The 19,203-nt window shown below is 67.0% G+C and carries 19 protein-coding genes; 13 read left to right on the top strand and 6 right to left on the bottom strand.

What is annotated here, in order from left to right:
* Positions 1-214: 214 nt before the first annotated feature.
* From fabD to gmk, 7 genes are all read left to right on the top strand, one after another.
* Positions 215-1,156: an ACP S-malonyltransferase gene (gene fabD / locus BW981_RS08915; RefSeq protein ID WP_076438252.1), complete on the top strand. Its 942-nt coding sequence runs from the start codon at positions 215-217 to the stop codon at positions 1,154-1,156.
* Between the two features lie 60 nt (positions 1,157-1,216).
* Positions 1,217-1,954 (top strand): 3-oxoacyl-[acyl-carrier-protein] reductase, encoded by a 738-nt coding sequence (fabG, locus tag BW981_RS08910; protein WP_076438251.1) that lies wholly within the window; start codon positions 1,217-1,219, stop codon positions 1,952-1,954.
* Between the two features lie 256 nt (positions 1,955-2,210).
* Complete coding sequence (locus tag BW981_RS08905) at positions 2,211-2,447, top strand: acyl carrier protein (protein WP_076438249.1); 237 nt, start codon at positions 2,211-2,213, stop codon at positions 2,445-2,447.
* 52 nt (positions 2,448-2,499) lie between these two features.
* Positions 2,500-3,771: a beta-ketoacyl-ACP synthase II gene (gene fabF / locus BW981_RS08900; protein WP_076438248.1), complete on the top strand. Its 1,272-nt coding sequence runs from the start codon at positions 2,500-2,502 to the stop codon at positions 3,769-3,771.
* 203 nt (positions 3,772-3,974) lie between these two features.
* The gene (mltG, locus tag BW981_RS08895; protein WP_244560273.1) at positions 3,975-5,321 is read left to right on the top strand and encodes an endolytic transglycosylase MltG; all 1,347 of its coding nucleotides are present in this window, start codon (positions 3,975-3,977) and stop codon (positions 5,319-5,321) included.
* A 112-nt stretch (positions 5,322-5,433) separates the two neighbouring features.
* Positions 5,434-6,315 (top strand): YicC/YloC family endoribonuclease, encoded by an 882-nt coding sequence (locus tag BW981_RS08890; protein ID WP_076438246.1) that lies wholly within the window; start codon positions 5,434-5,436, stop codon positions 6,313-6,315.
* A gap of 5 nt (positions 6,316-6,320) precedes the next feature.
* A complete protein-coding gene (gene gmk, locus BW981_RS08885; protein WP_175624083.1) occupies positions 6,321-6,971 on the top strand; it encodes a guanylate kinase in 651 nt (216 codons plus the stop codon).
* A 3-nt stretch (positions 6,972-6,974) separates the two neighbouring features.
* Here gmk and rsmA read toward each other — a convergent pair whose 3' ends face one another.
* The 4 genes from rsmA to lptF form a co-directional block, all read right to left on the bottom strand.
* Positions 6,975-7,829: a 16S rRNA (adenine(1518)-N(6)/adenine(1519)-N(6))-dimethyltransferase RsmA gene (gene rsmA / locus BW981_RS08880; protein ID WP_076438243.1), complete on the bottom strand. Its 855-nt coding sequence runs from the start codon at positions 7,827-7,829 to the stop codon at positions 6,975-6,977.
* Positions 7,830-8,010: 181 nt separating this feature from the next.
* Complete coding sequence (locus BW981_RS08875; RefSeq protein WP_244560272.1) at positions 8,011-10,563, bottom strand: LPS-assembly protein LptD; 2,553 nt, start codon at positions 10,561-10,563, stop codon at positions 8,011-8,013.
* Between the two features lie 49 nt (positions 10,564-10,612).
* Positions 10,613-11,707, bottom strand: coding sequence for an LPS export ABC transporter permease LptG (gene lptG, locus BW981_RS08870; RefSeq protein ID WP_076438239.1), 1,095 nt, complete (start codon positions 11,705-11,707; stop codon positions 10,613-10,615).
* Positions 11,707-12,900 (bottom strand): LPS export ABC transporter permease LptF, encoded by a 1,194-nt coding sequence (gene lptF / locus BW981_RS08865; protein ID WP_244560271.1) that lies wholly within the window; start codon positions 12,898-12,900, stop codon positions 11,707-11,709. Before lptF ends, lptG begins: the two co-directional genes overlap by 1 nt.
* A gap of 153 nt (positions 12,901-13,053) precedes the next feature.
* On the opposite strand from lptF, the gene BW981_RS08860 reads away from it, so the two are divergent.
* The 4 genes from BW981_RS08860 (at position 13,054) to BW981_RS08845 (ending at position 15,950) form a co-directional block, all read left to right on the top strand.
* The gene (locus BW981_RS08860) at positions 13,054-14,547 is read left to right on the top strand and encodes a leucyl aminopeptidase (RefSeq protein ID WP_076438237.1); all 1,494 of its coding nucleotides are present in this window, start codon (positions 13,054-13,056) and stop codon (positions 14,545-14,547) included.
* 188 nt (positions 14,548-14,735) lie between these two features.
* Positions 14,736-15,188, top strand: a complete 453-nt coding sequence (locus tag BW981_RS08855; protein ID WP_076438235.1) for a DNA polymerase III subunit chi — start codon at positions 14,736-14,738, stop codon at positions 15,186-15,188.
* Positions 15,185-15,673, top strand: coding sequence for a hypothetical protein (locus BW981_RS22285; RefSeq protein ID WP_139333691.1), 489 nt, complete (start codon positions 15,185-15,187; stop codon positions 15,671-15,673). The genes BW981_RS08855 and BW981_RS22285 overlap by 4 nt, the downstream gene beginning before the upstream one ends.
* A gap of 19 nt (positions 15,674-15,692) precedes the next feature.
* Positions 15,693-15,950, top strand: coding sequence for a hypothetical protein (locus BW981_RS08845; RefSeq protein WP_139333690.1), 258 nt, complete (start codon positions 15,693-15,695; stop codon positions 15,948-15,950).
* 141 nt (positions 15,951-16,091) lie between these two features.
* On the opposite strand, the gene BW981_RS08840 is transcribed toward BW981_RS08845, so the two are convergent.
* Together BW981_RS08840 and BW981_RS08835 are read right to left on the bottom strand one after the other, a co-directional pair.
* A complete protein-coding gene (locus BW981_RS08840) occupies positions 16,092-16,382 on the bottom strand; it encodes a DUF1330 domain-containing protein (protein WP_076438231.1) in 291 nt (96 codons plus the stop codon).
* Positions 16,383-16,457: 75 nt separating this feature from the next.
* Complete coding sequence (locus BW981_RS08835) at positions 16,458-18,332, bottom strand: ABC-F family ATP-binding cassette domain-containing protein (protein WP_076438229.1); 1,875 nt, start codon at positions 18,330-18,332, stop codon at positions 16,458-16,460.
* 152 nt (positions 18,333-18,484) lie between these two features.
* Between BW981_RS08835 and BW981_RS23625 the strand changes: the two genes are divergently transcribed.
* Entirely contained in the window at positions 18,485-18,607 is a 123-nt protein-coding gene (locus BW981_RS23625) for a hypothetical protein (protein ID WP_280174196.1), read from the top strand.
* Between the two features lie 61 nt (positions 18,608-18,668).
* Positions 18,669-19,169, top strand: a complete 501-nt coding sequence (gene coaD / locus BW981_RS08830) for a pantetheine-phosphate adenylyltransferase (RefSeq protein WP_076438227.1) — start codon at positions 18,669-18,671, stop codon at positions 19,167-19,169.
* Positions 19,170-19,203: the final 34 nt, after the last annotated feature.

The following is a 19,203-nucleotide window of genomic DNA, read 5'->3' as shown; positions in this document are numbered from 1 at the left end:
TGCGCGTAGCCCTGCGACCACGCGCCATCCGTTCAGCCTCCGGCCGAACAAGCAGGAGGCGGTCGATACAGGGCGATGCGCCGCATGGCAATCGAAATCTGTCCATGGCGGCCGCACAGGCGGAAAATCGCGCCATTATGCTTGACTTGAAGGCGAAAGCGTTGTGACAGCCGCGTCATATTTTACCACGCATGATCAGCGGGACGCCAGCGCGATGAGCAAAGCCTTTCTCTTTCCGGGCCAGGGATCGCAGGCCGTCGGCATGGGCAAGAGCCTCGCCGAAGCCTTCCCGGTCGCGCGCTCGGTCTTCGACGAGGTGGATGCGGCGCTCTCGCAGAAGCTCTCGCAGCTGATGTGGGAAGGCCCGGCCGAGGAACTGACGCTGACCGCGAACGCCCAGCCGGCCCTGATGGCCGTGAGCCTCGCGGTCGTCCGCGTGCTCGAAAGCGAGGCGGGGCTGGACCTGAAGCGCGACGCGGCCTTCGTCGCCGGCCACTCGCTCGGCGAATATTCCGCGCTGGCCGCAGCCGGCACCTTCTCGATCGGCGACACGGCCCGCCTGCTGCGAATCCGCGGCGACGCCATGCAGAAGGCGGTGCCCGCAGGGCAGGGCGCGATGGCCGCCCTGCTCGGCGCCGAACTCGATCTCGCCCGCGAGATCGCCTCTGCGGCCGCCGAAGGCGAGGTCTGCGAGGCCGCAAACGACAATGGCGGCGGTCAGGTCGTGCTGTCCGGTGCCAAGGCCGCGATCGACCGGGCGATTGCGCTGGCCGGCGAGCGCGGCGTCAAGCGCGCCATGCTCCTGCCGGTCTCCGCCCCCTTCCATTGTGCGCTGATGCAGCCGGCAGCCGAGGCGATGCGGGATGCCCTGTCGCAGGTGACGATGCGGGCGCCTGTCGTGCCGGTGATGGCCAATGTCGGCGCCGCCCCGCTCTCCGATCCCGATGCGATTCGTGCCTCATTGGTAGCGCAGGTCACCGGTACGGTGCGCTGGCGCGAATGCGTTCAGGCGATGGCGGCGGCTGGCGTGACCGACTTCGTCGAGCTCGGCAGCGGCAAGGTGCTCGCCGGCCTCGTCAAGCGCATCGCGGCGGGCACGACGCAAGCCTCGATCGGCACGGCGGACGACATCGCCGCCTGGAAGGCCCGCGCCTGAGACGGCCCGCCCGGACGGGCGAGAAAACAGACGGCAGAACGCCGAGCAAAGGGAGCGAACATGTTTGATCTGACCGGCCGCAAGGCCCTGGTCACCGGCGCGACCGGCGGCCTTGGTGGCGCCATCGCCCGGACCCTGCACGCCCAGGGCGCCAGCGTCGCGATCTCCGGCACCCGCACCGAGGCTCTGGAGGCGCTGGCGAGCGAGCTCGGCGAGCGCGTGTTCGTCGTGCCTTGCAACCTCTCCGACAAGGAGTCGGTCGAGGCGCTGGTGCCGGCCGCCGAAGAGAAGCTCGGCGGCCTCGACATTCTGGTCAACAACGCCGGCATCACCCGCGACAACCTCTTCATGCGGCTGAAGGACGAGGACTGGGACAGCGTCCTCGCCGTCAACCTCACCGCGGCCTTCCGCCTGACCCGCGCGGCGGTGAAGTCGATGATGCGCAAGCGCTACGGGCGAATCGTCTCCATCGGTTCCGTCGTCGGGACGACGGGCAACCCCGGGCAGGGCAATTATGCTGCCGCCAAGGCCGGCCTGATCGGCATGTCGAAGGCCCTGGCGGCCGAGGTCGCGAGTCGCAACATCACGGTCAACGTCGTCGCGCCGGGCTTCATCGAGTCTCCGATGACAGAGGTGCTGAACGAAAAGCAGCGCGAGGCGATCCTGGCGGACGTCCCGATGGGCCGGCTCGGTGCGGGCAAGGACATTGCGGCCGCCGTCGCCTTCCTCGCCAGCGAGGAAGCTGGCTACGTCACGGGACAGACCCTTCACGTCAACGGCGGAATGGCTCGTATCTGAGGATGTTGCGCCTTTGTATTAAGGCGATGCCTGAGATTGTGGGTGCTCTCGCCTCTGTGGATCGGGTGTGCTAACGAGAGCCGTCGCGCTGCCTTTCCGGCCACCGGGGACTTGACGGGAACCCGGTTGTTGCGTTTGTGCAGGCTTCTCACGGTCCGCGATCGCGCATCAGCCCGATGACGCGATCGGCAGGAACCAAAGCCAATAGGCGCGTCGCCGCTAAGCGATGCGTTTTCAGTTTCTAAGGAAGAGACTCATGAGCGATGTCGCCGAGCGCGTGAAGAAGATCGTGGTCGAGCACCTCGGCGTCGAGCCCGAGAAGGTCATCGACAGCGCGAACTTCATCGAAGACCTGGGCGCCGACAGCCTCGACACCGTCGAGCTCGTGATGGCGTTCGAGGAGGAGTTCGGTGTCGAGATCCCGGACGATGCGGCCGAAACCATCGTGACGGTTGGCGACGCGGTCAAGTTCCTCTCGTCGAAGACCGCCTAAGGGCCCCCGGGCTCTTTCAGCAGACGACATCATGGCTTCTCGCAGTATCCAGATGCGGCGTGTCGTCGTGACCGGGCTCGGCATGGTGACGCCGCTCGGTTGCGGCGTCGAGCCGACTTGGTCCCGACTCCTTGCCGGCGCCAGCGGCGCCGGCCCCATCACGAGCTTCGACGCCAGCGACCTGCCGGCGCAGATCGCCTGCAACATCCCGCGGGGTGACGGCAGCGACGGGACGTTCGATCCCGACCAGTGGATGGAGCCTAAGGAGCAGCGCAAGGTCGACGACTTCATCGTCTTCGCGATGGCCGCGGCCACGCAGGCGCTGAGGGATGCCGACTGGAAGCCCGAAAGCCATGAAGACCAGATCCGCACCGGCGTCGCCATCGGCTCCGGCATCGGCGGTCTCGGCGGAATCTACGAGGCCTCGCTCCTGCTCAAGGAGCGCGGCCCGCGCCGCCTCTCTCCCTTCTTCATCCCCGGCCGCCTGAGCAATCTGGCGGCGGGCTATGTCTCGATCGAGCATGGGCTGAAGGGCCCCAACCATGCGGTCGTCACCGCCTGCTCGACCGGCGCGCACGCCATCGGCGACGCCTCGCGCATGATCGCGCTCGGCGATGCCGAGGTCATGGTCGCGGGCGGCACCGAATCGGCGATCAACCGCATCGGTATCGCAGGCTTCTGCGCCTGCCGCGCGCTCTCGACCGGCTTCAACGACGCCCCCGAAAAGGCCTCGCGCCCCTATGACAAGGACCGCGACGGCTTCGTCATGGGTGAGGGCGCCGGCGTCGTCGTGCTGGAAGAGCTTGAGCACGCTCTCGCCCGCGGCGCGCGCATTTATGCGGAGGTCGTCGGCTACGGCATGTCGGGCGACGCCTATCACATCACCTCGCCTTCCGAGGATGGCGACGGCGCCTATCGCTGCATGCAGGCCGCGCTGGATCGCGCCGGCGTGACGGCGGGCGATCTCGACTACATCAATGCCCATGGCACCTCGACGCCGCTCGGTGATGAGATCGAGCTGCGTGCGGTCGAGCGTCTGCTCGCCAATGCGCCGAAGCGCCCCTCCATGTCCTCGACCAAGTCGGCGACGGGGCATCTGCTGGGGGCCGCGGGCGCGATCGAGGCGATCTTCACCGTGCTCGCCATTCGCGACCAGGTGGCGCCGCCGACGATCAACCTCGACAACCCTTCCGTCGAGACCGATATCGACCTCGTGCCGCACAAGCCGCGCAAGCGCGAGATCGACTATGCCCTGTCGAACTCGTTCGGCTTCGGCGGCACCAATGCGTCGCTGGTCTTGCGTCGCTACCACGCCGAGGGCTGACCGAAGGCGGCGGCCGCAGGGCCGCATGCCAGCGCCGTTTTGCCATAATCCTGGTTAGAATCGGCGGCTGGCTTGGTCCGCTCGCGATTTTGCGTTCACAGCCGGCTGCAAACCGGCTCTAATGGGCGTTGCCTGTCCCGTCCCGCGGCGAGCGCGCAGGGGCGATCCATGATGCCGATCAGAGTTCTGCGAGCGCCACGATTGTGAACGATACGCCCCGCGTCGCCCCCAAAAGTCCGAGCGAGGCTCTCAAGCCCGTGGCGCCCCCTGCGCCGCCGCCCAAGGCGCGCCGCCGCCGGCGCAGCCCGTTCCTGTCGATGCTGAGCGGCTTGTTCACCGTCGCGCTTGTCGGCGCGGGCGTGGTCGGCGCCGGCATCGCGCTGGTTTCGAATCAGAGCAAATCTCCGGGGCCGCTCGCCAGCGACCGTGTCCTCATCATTCCGAGGGAAAGCGGGCTGACCGAGATCGCCGAACTGCTGCAGCGGGAGGGCCTCATCGAGCACCCGCTGAGCTTCCGCGTCGCGGCGGTGATGGGCGGGGATTGGCACAAGCTGCAGGCGGGCGAATACCTGTTCAAGGCGCGCGTCAGCCCGCAGGAGATTCTCGGCATCATTTCGAGCGGCAAGGTGGTCGAGCACTCGGTGACGGTTCCCGAAGGGCTGACCAGCGAGCAGATCGTCGAGCGCCTGCGCAGCAACGAGCTGCTGAGCGGCGACATCGCCCAGGTGCCGAAGGAAGGCTCGATCCTGCCCGACACCTATCGCTTTCCGCGCGGCTTCACCCGCCAGGCGATCATCGACCGCATGGCCCGCGACCAGCGCACGGTCCTGGCCCGGATCTGGGAGCGCCGGCCCGCCGACCTGCCGATCAAGACGCCGCAGGAACTGGTGGTTCTGGCCTCGATCGTCGAGAAGGAGACAGGCCGCGCCGACGAGCGTCCGCGCGTGGCCGGTGTCTTCATCAACCGGCTGAACCAGAAGATGAAGCTGCAATCCGATCCGACGATCGTCTACGGCATCGTCGGCGGCAAGGGCACGCTCGGCCGGCCGATCCAGCGCAGCGAGATCACGGCGCCGACGCCCTACAACACCTATGTCATCACCGGCCTGCCGCCGGGGCCGATCGCCAATCCGGGCCGTGCCGCGATGGAGGCGGTGGTGAACCACTCGCGCACGAAGGAACTCTACTTCGTCGCTGACGGCAGCGGTGGCCACATCTTCGCCGAAACGCTTGACCAGCATAACCGGAATGTCGGCCGCTGGCGGCAGATCGAGGCCACGCGCACTCAGCAGGGCGGCAAGCCTCCTGCCGATGCCATCGACAAGGTCGAGCCGCCGGCGACGCCGGACAGCCGCACCGAGGCGCCGGCGACGACCCAGCCTGCATCCGATGGTGGTGCGTGGGGCCTGCCGGTGGCGCAGCCTGCCGGCGGCGTCGCGGGCACCCGCGCCCGCGCCTTCGACGCCTCGGAGGGGACAGCGCGCGACCCGCTGCTCAACAAGACCTTTGACCTGAACTCGCCCAAGCAGGTTCCGCAGCTCAAGCCCTGACGCGAGCGGCTGCGAACGCAGCATCGTCCCCATCTTCCGGCGCAGCGCGCTTGCAGCGCGCCGGACGCACCACTACGGTCCCGCCGCATTCGGCAAGGGAGCGTGACGGCGCATGGCCATCGAGAGCATGACGGGCTTTGCCCGCGCGGCGGGAACCGCAGGCATCCATGGCTGGGCCTGGGAGATCCGCAGCGTCAACGGCCGTGGTCTCGATCTGCGCGTCCGCGTCCCGCCTGGCCTTGAGCTGCTGGCGGAGGCCGCGCGCAAGCGGCTCTCCGGCGCCTTCTCGCGCGGCACCCTGCATGTGAACCTGGCTGTCACCAGCGATGCCGGCCCGCCGCGCCCGCGCATCAACGAGGCGGTCCTCGTTGCGCTCCTCGAGGCGGTCCGCAAGCTGCCGGGCGCGGCGGGCATCGCACCCCCGACCTATGACGGGCTGCTGGGGATCCGTGGCGTGGTCGACTATGCCGAGGAGGCTCAGGATGCGCTGGCTGCGCTGGAGAAGCCGGCGCTGGCCGGGCTGGAAGCGGCCGCGGACGCGCTGAAGGATGCGCGCGCCGGCGAGGGACGCGCTCTGGAGACAATCATCCGCGGCCATCTCGCCACCATCGCCCGCCTGACCGGTGAGGCCGAGGCCCATCCCGCCCGCAGCAACGACGCGATCCGCGCCCGCATCGCCGCGCAGGTCGAAGCGCTGCTCGGCGCGTCGGGCGGGCTCGATCCGCAGCGCCTGCACCAGGAGGCGGCATTGATCGCCGTGCGCGCCGATATCCGCGAGGAGATCGACCGGCTGCACGCCCATGTCACGGCGCTGCGGGAATTGCTCGACACCGGCGGCCCGATCGGCCGCAAGCTCGATTTCCTGTCGCAGGAGTTCGGCCGCGAAGCCTCGACGCTCTGCGCCAAGGCCAACGACCCTGGCCTGTCGCGGATCGGGCTGGAGCTGCGCACGGTCGTGGACCAGATGCGCGAGCAAGTGCAGAACGTGGAGTGACGCGCATGGCCGAGACCGCCCGCCCGGCCCGCCGTGGCCTGATCATGATCATGTCGTCGCCGTCCGGCGCCGGCAAGTCGACGCTGACGCGCACCTTATCGAAATCGCCGACGGAGACCAATCTCGACCTGTCCATTTCGGTGACGACCCGGCCGAAGCGGCCGTCCGAGATCGATGGCGTCCATTACCATTTCATCGATCGGGAAACCTTCGATGCGATGCGCCAGCGGGACGAATTGCTCGAATGGGCGGAGGTGCACGGCAATGGCTATGGCACGCCGCGCCGGCCGGTCGAGGCTTCGCTGAAGGCCGGACGCGACGTCCTCTTCGATATCGACTGGCAGGGCACCCAGCAGATCCTGGAGAAGGCCCGCGAGGACGTGGTGTCGATCTTCATCCTCCCGCCTTCGATGGCGGAGTTGCGCTCCCGCCTCGTCCGGAGGGCCGAGGATGCGCCGGAGGTCATCGCGAAGCGCCTTGCCAATGCGCGCGACGAGATCGCACGCTGGAGCGTCTACGACTACGTCATTGTCAATGACGACCTCGAAAAGGCTTATGAGGCCGTCCGGGCGATCCTGGCCGCCGAGCGGCACAAGCGCACCCGAGCGGTCGGCATGGCAGCCTTCGTCGAGCAGCTGCTGAGCGAGGAGCTCTGAGGGTCAGGGGCGCGGCGCCGCCACCAGCGCGTTCGCAAGCCTGACGAAGCCGGAGACCGGCACCTCCTCGGCCCGCGCGGTCTCGTCGAGACCGGCCGCCGCGATGATCCCGCCGGGCTCCGGCGTCACCGCCTTCAGGCTCTGCCTGAGCATCTTGCGGCGCTGGCCGAAGGCGGCGAGCGTCACCCGCTCCAGCAGGCGCCGATCGCAGGGCTCGGGATTCTCGCGCGGCACGAGTTGCACCACCGAGGAGGTGATCTTCGGCGGAGGCACGAAGGCGTTGCGCGGCACGTCGAACAGAATCCGCGTTTCGCAGCGCCAGTTGGCGAGCACGGCGAGCCGGCCGTAGTCGGCCCGCTCCTCGGGCGTCGCGACGATGCGCTCGGCGACCTCGCGCTGGAACATCAGCGTCAGCGAGCGCCACCAGGACGGCCAGGGCTCCAGGCTCAGCCAGCCGACCAGCAGCGGCGTGCCGATGTTATAAGGCAGGTTGGCGATAATGCGGGCCTTGCCGCCGTCGAGCCGGGGGGCCAGGTCGACCGCGAGCGCATCCCCGTCTATGACCTCCAGCCGACCCGGATAATGCGCGGCGATCTCGGCCAGCGCCGGCATGCAGCGCCGGTCGCGCTCGATCGCGATCACCTTCCCGGCGCCGGCCGCGAGCAGCGCTCGCGTCAGGCCGCCGGGGCCCGGGCCGATCTCGACAACCGTCTCGCCCTCCCGCAGCCCCGAGGAACGGGCGATGCGGCTCGTCAGGTTGAGGTCGAACAGGAAGTTCTGGCCGAGCGATTTCTGCGCCATCAGCCCATGGCGCTCGACCACCTCGCGCAGAGGCGGCAGGGTGTCGATCTGGCTCATCGTGCGTTGACCGGGATCTCTGCCATGTGGGCGGTGAGCTGATGCTCTCTCGGCTCGATCGAGGCTTGAAACGCAAGTCCGGAACCGATCCCGGCAAGGCCGCCCGTGATCGATGCAAGGGGTATGGCGGACACCGGCGCCCTCCGCGATCTTCCGCTTCAGGATCGAACGATCCGGAGCCTCAGTTGCTGACACCGTCGCTGGACGACGATGCGCCGCCGAGGTTCTGCGAATAGCTGAGCTCGCCGAGCGTGCGCAATTCCAGCTTGAACATCACTGTGCGCGTATCCTTCGTGGAGCCCGAATAACGGTCCGCATAGCTCTGTGAATAGCTGACGTCGAAGATCGTGCATTCGTCCGTGTAGTTAAGCCCGAGCGAGGTCGAGGCGGTCTGGAACGGTCCGGATGTCGGATAGGCTCCGATCACGCCGGAGGCATACGCCGTCCGCCAGAGCTCGCGATCGTACTTATACTTGTCGAGATCGAACAGGACGCCGGCCCTGATGCGCCAGTTCTGAGCAACCGTCAGCGAGCCGTTGAGCGACAGGCCCTCGCGGCGGCGCGGAATGCCGAGGTCGGGCTGCGGTTCATAGCGGGCATAGCCCACCGAGCCCGACACGATGCCATTCGAATAGGCGGCGGCTGCATCGATCCGCTGCATCTCGAAATTGCTCTGGTTGAGCCGGGTCGCGCCGGACAGGAAGAAGCCCTTCATCGGCGAGATCTGCGCCCGTGCGACATAGTCGGAGCTGCGCGAGTCGAGGCCGGAATTGAGGCCGACATTCAGCAGGTCGCCGGAGGCGTAGGAGTTGCGCCCCGCGAGTTGGAAAGATTGGCCGAGCAGCACATTGGCATAGGCCTCCTTGCCGAAGCGGCCGGTATAGAGCGCGCCGACATTGGCCCGCGTGCCGCCTTCCAGCCGGTCGTAGCCGGAGAACTTGCCGTTCCATTCGAACAGGTTGTTGGCATCGAAGACGAGGCTCTGCGAATCCTCGTTGGCGACGCGTAGGCTGTTGGTCTCGTTCGGCCGCGCAACGATCTGGGCCACCGGCTCGATGATATGGGTGCCCCAGTCCGTCTTGGCGACGAAGGGATAGCGGTACATCAGGCCGATCGAAGGCATCGCCCGGCCGAACACCTCGTTCGACGGATCGGCGATCGTCACCACGCGCGAATTGATCACGCCGTTGACGTCGGGATTGATCGAGAAGACGTCAGCCCTCAGCGACGCGTAAGGCGTCCAGATCTGGCCGAGCGGGTCGATGATGTTGCGGCGCCAGGAGGCCTGCACCGAGGCGCGCGACATGTTGCCGGCCAGCCCGCGGACAAGGCAGGTATTCTTCTGGTAGACCGCGCAGCCGTCATAGAGCGCGTAGCCGGTTCCGGCACTCGTCACCCCGTTGACCAGCATGGTCCGCTGCTGCGGCAACTCACTGAAGGCGGCCGTATCGCGCGACAGATTCGTTACATTGACGTTGAACTCGAACTCGCCGCCCAGCCCCATGAATGAGGGTTTGTGGACGCGCTTGTCGTAGTCGATCACCGGCAGCACCAAGGGCTGCTGCTTCTGCCAGTCCTGTGCGTTGAGCGGCTGGAAATAATAGCCGCGCATGTCGAACCAGGCAGTCGAGCTCTGGCCGTTGAGATAGGCCGTCGAGATCGCTTCCTGCAGATAGGTGGTGGAACTGATCGTCTCGTTGCGCACGCGGTAGTTCTTGTAGAACCACCGGTCGGTTGACATCGACGCGTTCCAGCCGAAATTCCAGCTCGGATTGATGTAGAACTTGCCGTTCGTCTCGATCGAGCCGCGGAAGTCCTTGTCGCCGGCCCCGAGCGGGCTGACCAGGAACGCGCTCTTGTCCTGCTGAAAGATGCCGGAAGCGCGGATCGTGTAGGACCCGTTCAGCAGGCGATGGCGCCACTCCGCCTGGCCCAGCAGGCCCTGGCGGGTGAGATAGGTCGGCGTCAGCGTGAGGTCGTAGTTCGGCGCCAGATTGATGAAGTAGGGCAGGCCGATGCCATACCCCAGCGGCCCGGTGTTGACGAAACGCGGCGCCAGGAAGCCCGTCTTGCGCTTCACCGTCGAATCCGGCCCCGACATATAAGGGATGTACGCCATCGGGATGCCGGCGAATTCGAGCCGCGCATCTTCGTAATAGATCGTCTGCTCGGACTTCTTGTGGATGATGCGCGCGGCGCGCACCTGCCAGAGCGGCGGGCGCTCCGGATTGTCCTTGCAGGGCTCGCAGGCCGTATAGATGCCCTTCTCGAAGATGAAGGTCTCGCCGTCCGTGCGCTCGGCGCGCGGCGCGGTGAATCGCGTCTTGTCCGGGTTCACGACCCGCAGCGAGTCGATGAAACCGTCGCGGAAATCATCGGTGAGGTTGAATCGGTCGCCGGTGATGACCGTGCCGTTGGATTCGGTGATGCGGGCGTTGCCGGTGGCGATGACCCGCTTGCTCGCCTGGTCGTAGACGACACGGTCGGCCTCGATCGTGCGGCCCTGATAGAGAATCTGGACATTGCCGACGGCGGCGACGGTCTTCTTGTCGTTGTCGTAGACGAGTTCTTGGGCGTCGACGACCATCCGGTCCTGCGGCTTGGCATTGGCAGGCGTCGCAGCCGCGGGCGCGCCGAGACTCGGCTTGCCCTGCGCCAGAGCGGCGCCGGCCAGCAGCAAGGCCAGGCTCGAGGCGAGGGCGGTCGCCGCAGCAAATCGCGCAACTCCCTTCACGCCTGGATCCATCTGCTCAACCCAAAATTAACCATAGGCACAGTACGTTTTACCCGTCTTCCTGATGAAGGAGAGCGAGCGCCCCGAGCATTGTCCCCAATGCTGCAGGCAGCCACGCCGCGACGACCGGATTGACGATTCCCGACGATCCGAGTTCCTCCGACAGCTGTGTCGCAACATACAGCAGGAAGCCTGCTGCGACACCACCTATCACCAGTTTGGTCACGCCACCAAACCTGAAAAATCTTAAGGAAACGGATGCGGCCACCAGCACCATGGCGACCAGCAGTAAGGGTCTTGCCATAAGCGATTGATATCGCAGCTCATATCGCGTGGTGTCGAGGCCTGCCCGCTGTGTCCGCTCGATCACGGCCGGCATCGACCAGAAGCCCACGGCCTCCGGCGGCGTGAAGCTCTGGCGCATCTGCTCGGGCTCCAGGTTCGTCGCCAGATTGAAGGTCGGAAAGCTGCGAGGCTCCTGCGACGTGGAGATCACCCGGGCATCGATCAGCTCCCAGTGGCCCGGCTTGAGGAAGGCCTGCCTGGAATCGATTCGGTCGCGGAAGGATCCGTCCGGGTTGAAGTTGAAGATCGCCACCTGCGACAGGCCGTCTTCATCCGGTAGGGCGCCTGCCGCACGGATGATCGCCTGGCCGTCATCGCTGCGCTGGCGCAGCCAGATCTCGGGGATCGCCGTCGCGGTCGAGCTGCCGGCACGGACGAAGAGCCGGGTCTCGAGGGCCGTCGCCTTGCGCTTCAACTCCGCCGCGACGGGGTTGTAGACGGTGACAGAGATCAGCCCGATCGCCGCCGCGACCACCGCCGCGGGCTGCAGGAACTGCCAGGCCGAGACGCCGACCGAGCGGGCGACCACCAGTTCCAGCTTCCGGCTGAGCGTCAGCAGCGCGAACATGCCGCCGAACAGGGCGGCGAAGGGGAAGATCTGCTCGGCCACGCTCGGCACCCGGTAGAGCGCCAGCGTGATGATGCGCGGGGTGGTAGCGATGGGTGAATCGCCGGCCCGCCGCATCAGCTCGACGAAGTCGAGCGTGCCGATCAGGAAGAAGAAGGTGCCGAAGACGCTGATGATGGCGCGGGCGAAGCGCAGCGTCAGATAGCGGCCGAGCGTGGTGAAGAGCAGCATCAGGCGCGCCGGAATCGAGCCAGGAGGGCAAATACGGGATCGGTGAGCGGCGCCATGGCGCTTGCGAGGACCGGCCGCAGCTTCTCGCCCTGATAGATGAAGGCGACCGACAGCAGGATCGAGGCGACCGGAAGGATGTAGAGCAGGGCGGCCGCGAAGGGGGAGCGCACGCTCGCCGTCCAGGCGGCGTAGGCGCCGATGCGCACGGCGCCGACGATCAGGATCGCGGACTGGATCGCGAGTGCGCGCCCTTGCCGGGTCGTGCGGGCCTCGCCGATCGCAGCGAAGGCGATGAGCATGAAAGCGAAGGGATAGAGCGGCGCCGAGAGCCGGTTGTGCAATTCTGCCCGGAAGCGCCCCTCCTGGATCTTGTAGTAGGGCTCGTTCGTGTTTTGCCGGATCAGTTCGAAGGTCGTGCGCTCGCGGGGCTTGTAGATCACCTTATCGCCGTCGCCCTCGCCGGGGCCTCCGCTCGCGTCGCCGGTCAGGGCGGACAGGTTGAGCGCATAGCGCTCGAAGGAGATGATCGAGGTCGTGTTGGTGTTCTTGGCCTCGCGCTGGATCGTGCCCTTCTCCAGCATCAGGAAGCTCTGGCCTTCCGCCTCGACCGTGCGGCCACGCTCGGCCAGATAGATCGAGGGCTGCGTCGGGTCGCGTCGGTCCTGCATGAAGATGCCGACCAGCGCGTCGCCGGCCTTCTCGCGATAATGGAACGTCACCCCGGAATCGAGCGAGACGAACTGGCCTTCCTTGACGACATTGGCGACGAAGTCGGCGCGGATGAGCGTGATCAGGTCGCGCAGCGTGCGAAAGCTCGCCGGCATGACCGAGATCGTCATCCACGCGACCAGCAGCGACGTGATTATCGACAGTGTCAGGAAGGGCCGCGTGACCCGGTGCGGCGGGACGCCGGCCGCATTCATGACGATCAGCTCGGAATCGCCGTTGAGCTTGTTCAGCGTGTAGAGCGTCGACATGAACAGGGCGACCGGCGCGATGCCCGCCAGCAGGGCCGGCAGCGAGAGCAGCGTCACCGTCAGGAAGATCAGGACGGTCTGCCCCTTGCCGGTAATGAGGTCGACCTCGCGCAAGGCCTGCGTCACCCAGATCACGCCGGTCAGCCCGAGCAGCAGCACGACCGCCGCACCCGCCGCGATCTTGAGGATATATCGATCGAGGCGGTTCAGCAGCACGCGTCGCTTCCGGAAGGGCAGGAACCGAGGCTCCCGAGGTGGTTCGTCGAACTCACCCTATGGTATAGGCAGGATCATGGCGCAAACGGGAATCGTTCGCGGCATGCCCCGGCGGTCGTATCCGCAGCCATTTCGCGAGAATGTGAGCCCATCATGTCGCAGCGCCTGAAGCTCGAGGTCGAAGCCGTCGATGCCGTGGAGGGGCGCGATCTCGTGATCTTCGCCGCCGAAGGCCTGTCGCTGGCGCGCGTGGCGGAGAGCCTGGCGGGCGATGGCGCCGTGGCCCTGGTTGCGCGCGCCGCCGCAGCCGAGTCGTTCAAGGCCAAGGCGTTCTCGGCGCTGGCGATGCCTTCGCCGGAGGGCGCGGGCTATGAGCGGCTGATCGTCGTCGGTATCGGGCCGGCCGGCGAGCGTGCGATGCTCGATTTCGTGAAGCTCGGCGGCGCGGTCGCGGGCCGGCTGACGGGCGGGCGGCACGCCGATATCGTGCTCGCCCTGCCGGAGGGCCCGGTCGAGCCGGCGCAGGCCGCCGACCTCGCGCTCGGGCTGGCGCTGCGCAGCTACCGCTTCGATCGCTACAAGACCAAGACGAAGGACAAAGAGACGGCCGAGCCGCTGAAGGCGACGCTCCGGGTCGAGAATCCGGGCGCCGTCAAGAAGGCGGTGAAGCAGGCCGATGCGCTTGCCGGTGGCGTGCTGCTCGCGCGCGAACTGGTGAACGAGCCGCCGAACGTCCTCTACCCCGAGGAGTTCGCCGATCGCGCCAGGAAGCTGGAGAAGCTCGGCGTCGAGGTGGAGATCCTCGACGAGAAGGACCTGAAGAAGATCGGCATGCGGGCGCTGCTCGGCGTCGGGCAGGGCTCGCGCCGGGAAAGCCGCGTTGCGGTGATGCGCTGGAACGGGGCCGGCAAGCACGACCAGCCGGTGGCCTTCGTCGGCAAGGGCGTGACGTTCGACACCGGCGGCATCTCGCTGAAACCGGGCGCCGGCATGGAGGACATGAAGGGCGACATGGCGGGCGCCGCCTGCGTCACCGGCCTCATGCAGGCGCTCGCCGGCCGCAAGGCGAAGGTCAACGCGATCGGCGTCATCGGCCTGGTCGAGAACATGCCGGACGGCAATGCCCAGCGGCCGGGCGACATCGTCGCCTCGCTTTCGGGCCAGACCATCGAGATCATCAATACCGACGCCGAGGGCCGTCTCGTTCTGGCGGATGTGCTCTGGTACACGCAGGAGCGCTTCAAGCCGCGCTTCATGATCGACCTGGCGACGCTGACCGGCGCCATCCTGGTGGCGCTGGCCCAGGAGCATGCTGGCCTCTTCACCAACAGTGACGAACTGGCCGAGCGCCTGTCGGCGGCGGGAACGGCGACGGGCGAGACCGTCTGGCGCATGCCGCTGGGCAAGGCCTACGACAAGATGATCGATTCGAAGTTCGCCGACATGAAGAACTCCGCCGGCCGGCACGCCGGCTCGATCACGGCCGCGCAGTTCCTGCAGCGCCATGTCAACGATGTGCCCTGGGCCCATCTCGATATCGCGGGCACCGGCATGGGCGCCAAGGACAGCGAGATCAACCGCTCCTGGGGGCCTGGCTGGGGCGTGCGTCTCCTCGACCGGCTGGTGCGCGATCATTACGAGGGGTGATGTGAGCGTTGCCGTTCTCCTGGCGAAACGTCGCCGTCATGCCGGGGTTGGCCCAGGATCCATCGTAGAGCGCCGGGGCCCTTCGATGGATCCCGGATCTACGCTTTGTTTCGTCAGGGATGACGGCGCGCATGTCTCGGCACAGCGGCCCTTGCCGTCTGCCGTCTGCCGTCTGCCGACTGCCGCTGATGGCTGAGATCCTGTTCTTCCATCTGCAGTCGCGGCCGCTCGAGCAGGTGTTGCCGACCATTCTCGACCGGGCGCTGTCGCGCGGGCAGAAGGTCGTGGTCGAGGTGGCCAGCCAGGAGCGGCTGAGCGTGCTCGACGATCATCTCTGGAGCTATTCGGACGAGAGCTTCCTGCCGCATGTGACCGACAGGGAGGCCGACGCCGCGCAGAACCCGATCGTGCTGACGACGCAGCCGCATAATCCCAATGGCGCTGAGGTCCGCGTCTGCGCCGATGGCATTCGCATTCCCGACGCAATGCAGGACTACGAGCGCGTCGTCCTGATCTTCGACGGAGATGACCCCGAGGCGCTGTCCGCCGCGCGGGAGGATTGGAAGAAGGCGAGAGCCTCCGGCCATGCCGCCAGCTATTGGCAGCAGGACGAGGCTGGCCGCTGGGAGAAAAAAGCGTGAGATTGCCTGTCCTGCTGGTTTGCACGGTCGCGCTCGGCGGCTGCTCGGTCGATATGGGCGGCTTCGCCTTCCAGTCCGAGAAGAAGGGCGCGGTGACGACCACCACGACCCGCAGCGTCAGCGCAGGCGTCTCGACCCGCGAGCCGGTGCTGACACCGGAAGGCGCTTGCAGCGTCGGGGCCTCGCTCGACCCCTCGACCCGGCCGCTGCCCAGGGAGATCGCGCCGGGCATCACCGAATGCGAGCTCGTCAAGATCAAGGGCAAGCCGCCGACCGACGTGCTGGTCGGCGAGAGCGGCAAGGGCCAGCGCGAGGTGCAGGTGCTCTATTCAGAGCCGGGTGGCCGTGAGCTCTATCTGTTCACCGATAACCGGCTGGGCCGGATCGTGAAGCCGGGCGGTACGGATGTTTCGGGGCAAGGTCCCTCGACGGCGCCCCCCTCGGTCCCGCCTCCCTTGGCGCAAACCCCTTCGACACCCTCATGATGGCCGGAGATGTTCACCCATGGTGAGAGCTGCCGCTTTGGTGGCGATGCTGGCCGCTTCGGCTTTCGTCACCGCGACCGCCGCGTCTGCGGCCGGCTCCTGTCGGCCGACGCGTGACGGCAAGGACAGGATCGAGAATCCGGGAATCTGCCCCAGCGGCTACGTCCTGAGGGGCGCCTGCTGCGAATCCATCCGGGCGATGGCGCCCTCGAACGGCGAGCAGACCTGTCCCGCCGGCAGCATGCTGCGGCTCGGCGTCTGTGTGCCGAGGCAGTGAGCCGGACCAGGGCCGCCCGAAGCGGAAACACGTCATCCCGGATCAGGGCTGCGTGTCAGCCTGTCCGGAATGACGGCGTGGTTCTCGGGAAAACCCTCCCGCTCCAGCTCCGAAGATGGCGGAAGAGAGAGCCGAGGCGGCTCAGACGCCTTCGATGATGCGGATATCCCGCTCCGCTCCGCCGGCGAGCGCGGCCAGCGCTTCCTGATAGGCCGGGCTGTCATGCACGGTCCTGGCGTGCTCCACCGAGTCGAACTCGATCAGAACCGTGCGCTGATCGAGCCCCGCCTCATAGATCTGGGACGGAACGCCACGCGCGAGGAACCGGCCGCCGCCGGCCGTGATCGCCGGCCCGGCCAGCTTGGCATAGGCGGCAAGCGCATCGGGGTTGCTGACGGATCGGTACGCGCCGACCCAATAGGCCTTGGCCATGGCATTCAGTCCTCGTTGGAAAGCCGGGACTGTAGCGAAATCCGTACCCAAGTCACCTGAGCCGGGTGGCTGGTCTCAGGCCCCTTCCAGTTCCTCGCTCAGCAGCAGCCACTCTTCCTCCGCCGACGCAAGGGCCGCCTCCACCTCGGCGCGCTGGCGCGAGAGCTGGAGCGCCTTGTCGGGCTCGCGGGCGAAGGCGCCGTTGGCCAGCGCGGCGTCGATCTTCTCGATCAGCCCGTGGAGCTTGGCCATCCGCGCCTCGGCCAGGTTGAGCTTCTGCTTGAGCGGGCCCAGCGCGACACGCTTGCCGGCCGCATCCTTGCGCTCCTCGGCCTTCGGCTTGGCGGCGCCGGGCTCCGGCGCCGGCTTGCCGCGCCGCTCCGCCTTGGCGGCGCCCAGCACATAGGTCCGGTAGTCGTCCATGTCGCCATCGAACGTCTTGACGGTCCCGCCGCCGACCAACCAGAGCCGGTCCGCGCAGGCCTCGATCAGGAAGCGGTCGTGGCTGACCAGCATCACCGCGCCGGGATAGTCGTTGATCGCATTGACCAGAGCCGTGCGGCTGTCGATGTCGAGATGGTTGGTCGGCTCGTCGAGGATCAGCAGATGCGGCCCGTGGAAGGTCGCAAGCCCCAGCATCAGGCGCGCCTTCTCGCCGCCCGAGAGCAGCTTCACCGGTGTATCCGCCTTGTTCGCGGGAAAGCCGATCTGCGCCGCCTTGGAGCGCACCTTCGCTTCGGGCGCGTCCGGCATCAGATCGCGCAGATGCCCGACCGGCGTGTCCTCGATCCGCAGTTCGTCGAGCTGGTGCTGGGCGAAATAGGCGGTCTCCAGCTTGCTCGACTTCTTCATCTCGCCGGACATGGGTGGCAGGCGCCCGCCGATCAGCTTGCAGAAGGTCGATTTGCCGTTGCCGTTGGAGCCGAGCAGGGCGATCCGGTCGTCCGGCGCGATGCTGAAATTGAGCCGCGACAGCACCTTGCGCTCGCCATAGCCGGCAGCAGCGTCCTCCAGCACGATCATCGGCGGGGAGAGCGGCTTCTCCGGACCGGGAAAGCTGAAGGGCTGGACGTCGCGGTCGACGATCGCGGCGATGGTCTGCATCTTCTCCAGCCGCTTCACGCGCGACTGGGCCTGCCGTGCCTTGGTGGCCTTGGCCTTGAAGCGGTCGACGAAGGACTGGAGATGCTTGCGCTCGGCGTCCTGCTTCTCCTTGGCGCGGGCGAGCTGCATCTGCTTTTCGGCGCGCTGCTTCTCGAAGGAGGAATAGCCGCCGCGATAAAGCGTGAGCTTGCCCTGGTCGAGATGCATGATGTGGTCGACCGAGGTGTCGAGCAGCTCGCGATCGTGGCTGATGACGATCACGGTATGCGGATAGCGCTCCAGGTAATCGTAGAGCCAGAGCGTGCCTTCGAGGTCGAGATAGTTGGTCGGCTCGTCGAGCAGCAGCAGGTCCGGCTCGGAGAACAGCACGGCCGCAAGCGCGACGCGCATGCGCCAACCGCCGGAGAAATCGGAGCAGGGGCGCTGCTGCGCCGCCTCGTCGAATCCCAGCCCGTGCAGGACCATTGCCGCACGAGCCGGGGCCGAATGCGCCCCGATATCGGCCAGCCGCGTGCCGATCTCGGCGATGCGGTGCGGATCGGTCGCGGTCTCGGCTTCCTGCATCAGCGCCATGCGCTCGGTATCGGCCGCCAGCACGACCTCGATCAGCGTTTCAGGCCCGCCCGGCGCCTCTTGCGCCACGCCGCCGATACGCCGGCCCCGGGGCAGGCTGATAGTGCCGCTCTCGGTACCGAGATCGCCGGTGATGATCTTGAACAGGGTGGTCTTGCCGGTGCCGTTGCGGCCGACGAAGCCGACGCGCGATCCATCGGGAATCGCGGCGCCGGTATGGTCCAGCAACAGGCGCTCGCCGAGGCGATAGGTAATGTCGTTCAGGGTCAGCATGGCGCGGATGTGGAGCGATCCGCGGCAAAAGGCAATCCAAACCGGAACCCGCAAGCGGTTGTCACGTTTTGGTCACGATCTCGCCGTGCGTTGGCCCAGCGTCAGGGTCACCCAAGGGAACCGAAGCAAAGACCGATTCGCCGAGGCGTTACATGGACACGCGTCAGCCTTACATCTCCTCCCGCCGCGTCTCCCTTGCGGCATCCGTGATCATCTGCCTGTCGATCGTGGTCGGCAGTGCCGCTGCGATCGCCGCGATTGTGCCGCTGAGCTGAGGCAGGCTGCTCATCCATCAGGAGCTTGTACGAGACGGCGGCTGCCGCTAACGCTGATGGCATGAGCCGCATCGCCTTCTATGCCGGATCGTTCGACCCCGTCACCAACGGGCATCTTGACGTGATCGCCGGTGCCTGCCGGCTTTGCGACCATCTCGTTCTCGCCATCGGAATCCATCCCGGCAAGACGCCGATCTTCCCGGCCGAGGAGCGCGCCCGCCTGCTGCGCGAGGTTGCGACGCCGCTCGCGACGTCCGAGAACGCGACCGTCGAGGTGATCACCTTCGACAATCTCGCTGTTTGGGCTGCGCGCGACGCGGGCGCGACGCTGTTCATTCGTGGCCTGCGCGACGGGTCCGACCTCGACTACGAGATGCAGCTTTGCGGCATGAACCGCACCATGGAAGGCTCCATCCAGACGGTCTTCCTGCCGGCCTCCATCGGGGTGCGCCACATCACCGCGACCCTGGTCCGCCAGATCGCGAGCATGGGCGGCGACGTCGCCCCCTTCGTGCCCCCTGTGGTGGCGAAGGCCCTTCGCGGGAAGTTCGCCAAGGGCTGATGCATCTGCATTTGCATTTGCATTTTCGCCTTAG

It is taken from the genome of Allobosea sp. TND4EK4 (genome assembly GCF_900156025.1).
GTDB lineage: Bacteria > Pseudomonadota > Alphaproteobacteria > Rhizobiales > Beijerinckiaceae > Allobosea.
This window is presented reverse-complemented; position numbering and strand designations above follow the sequence as displayed.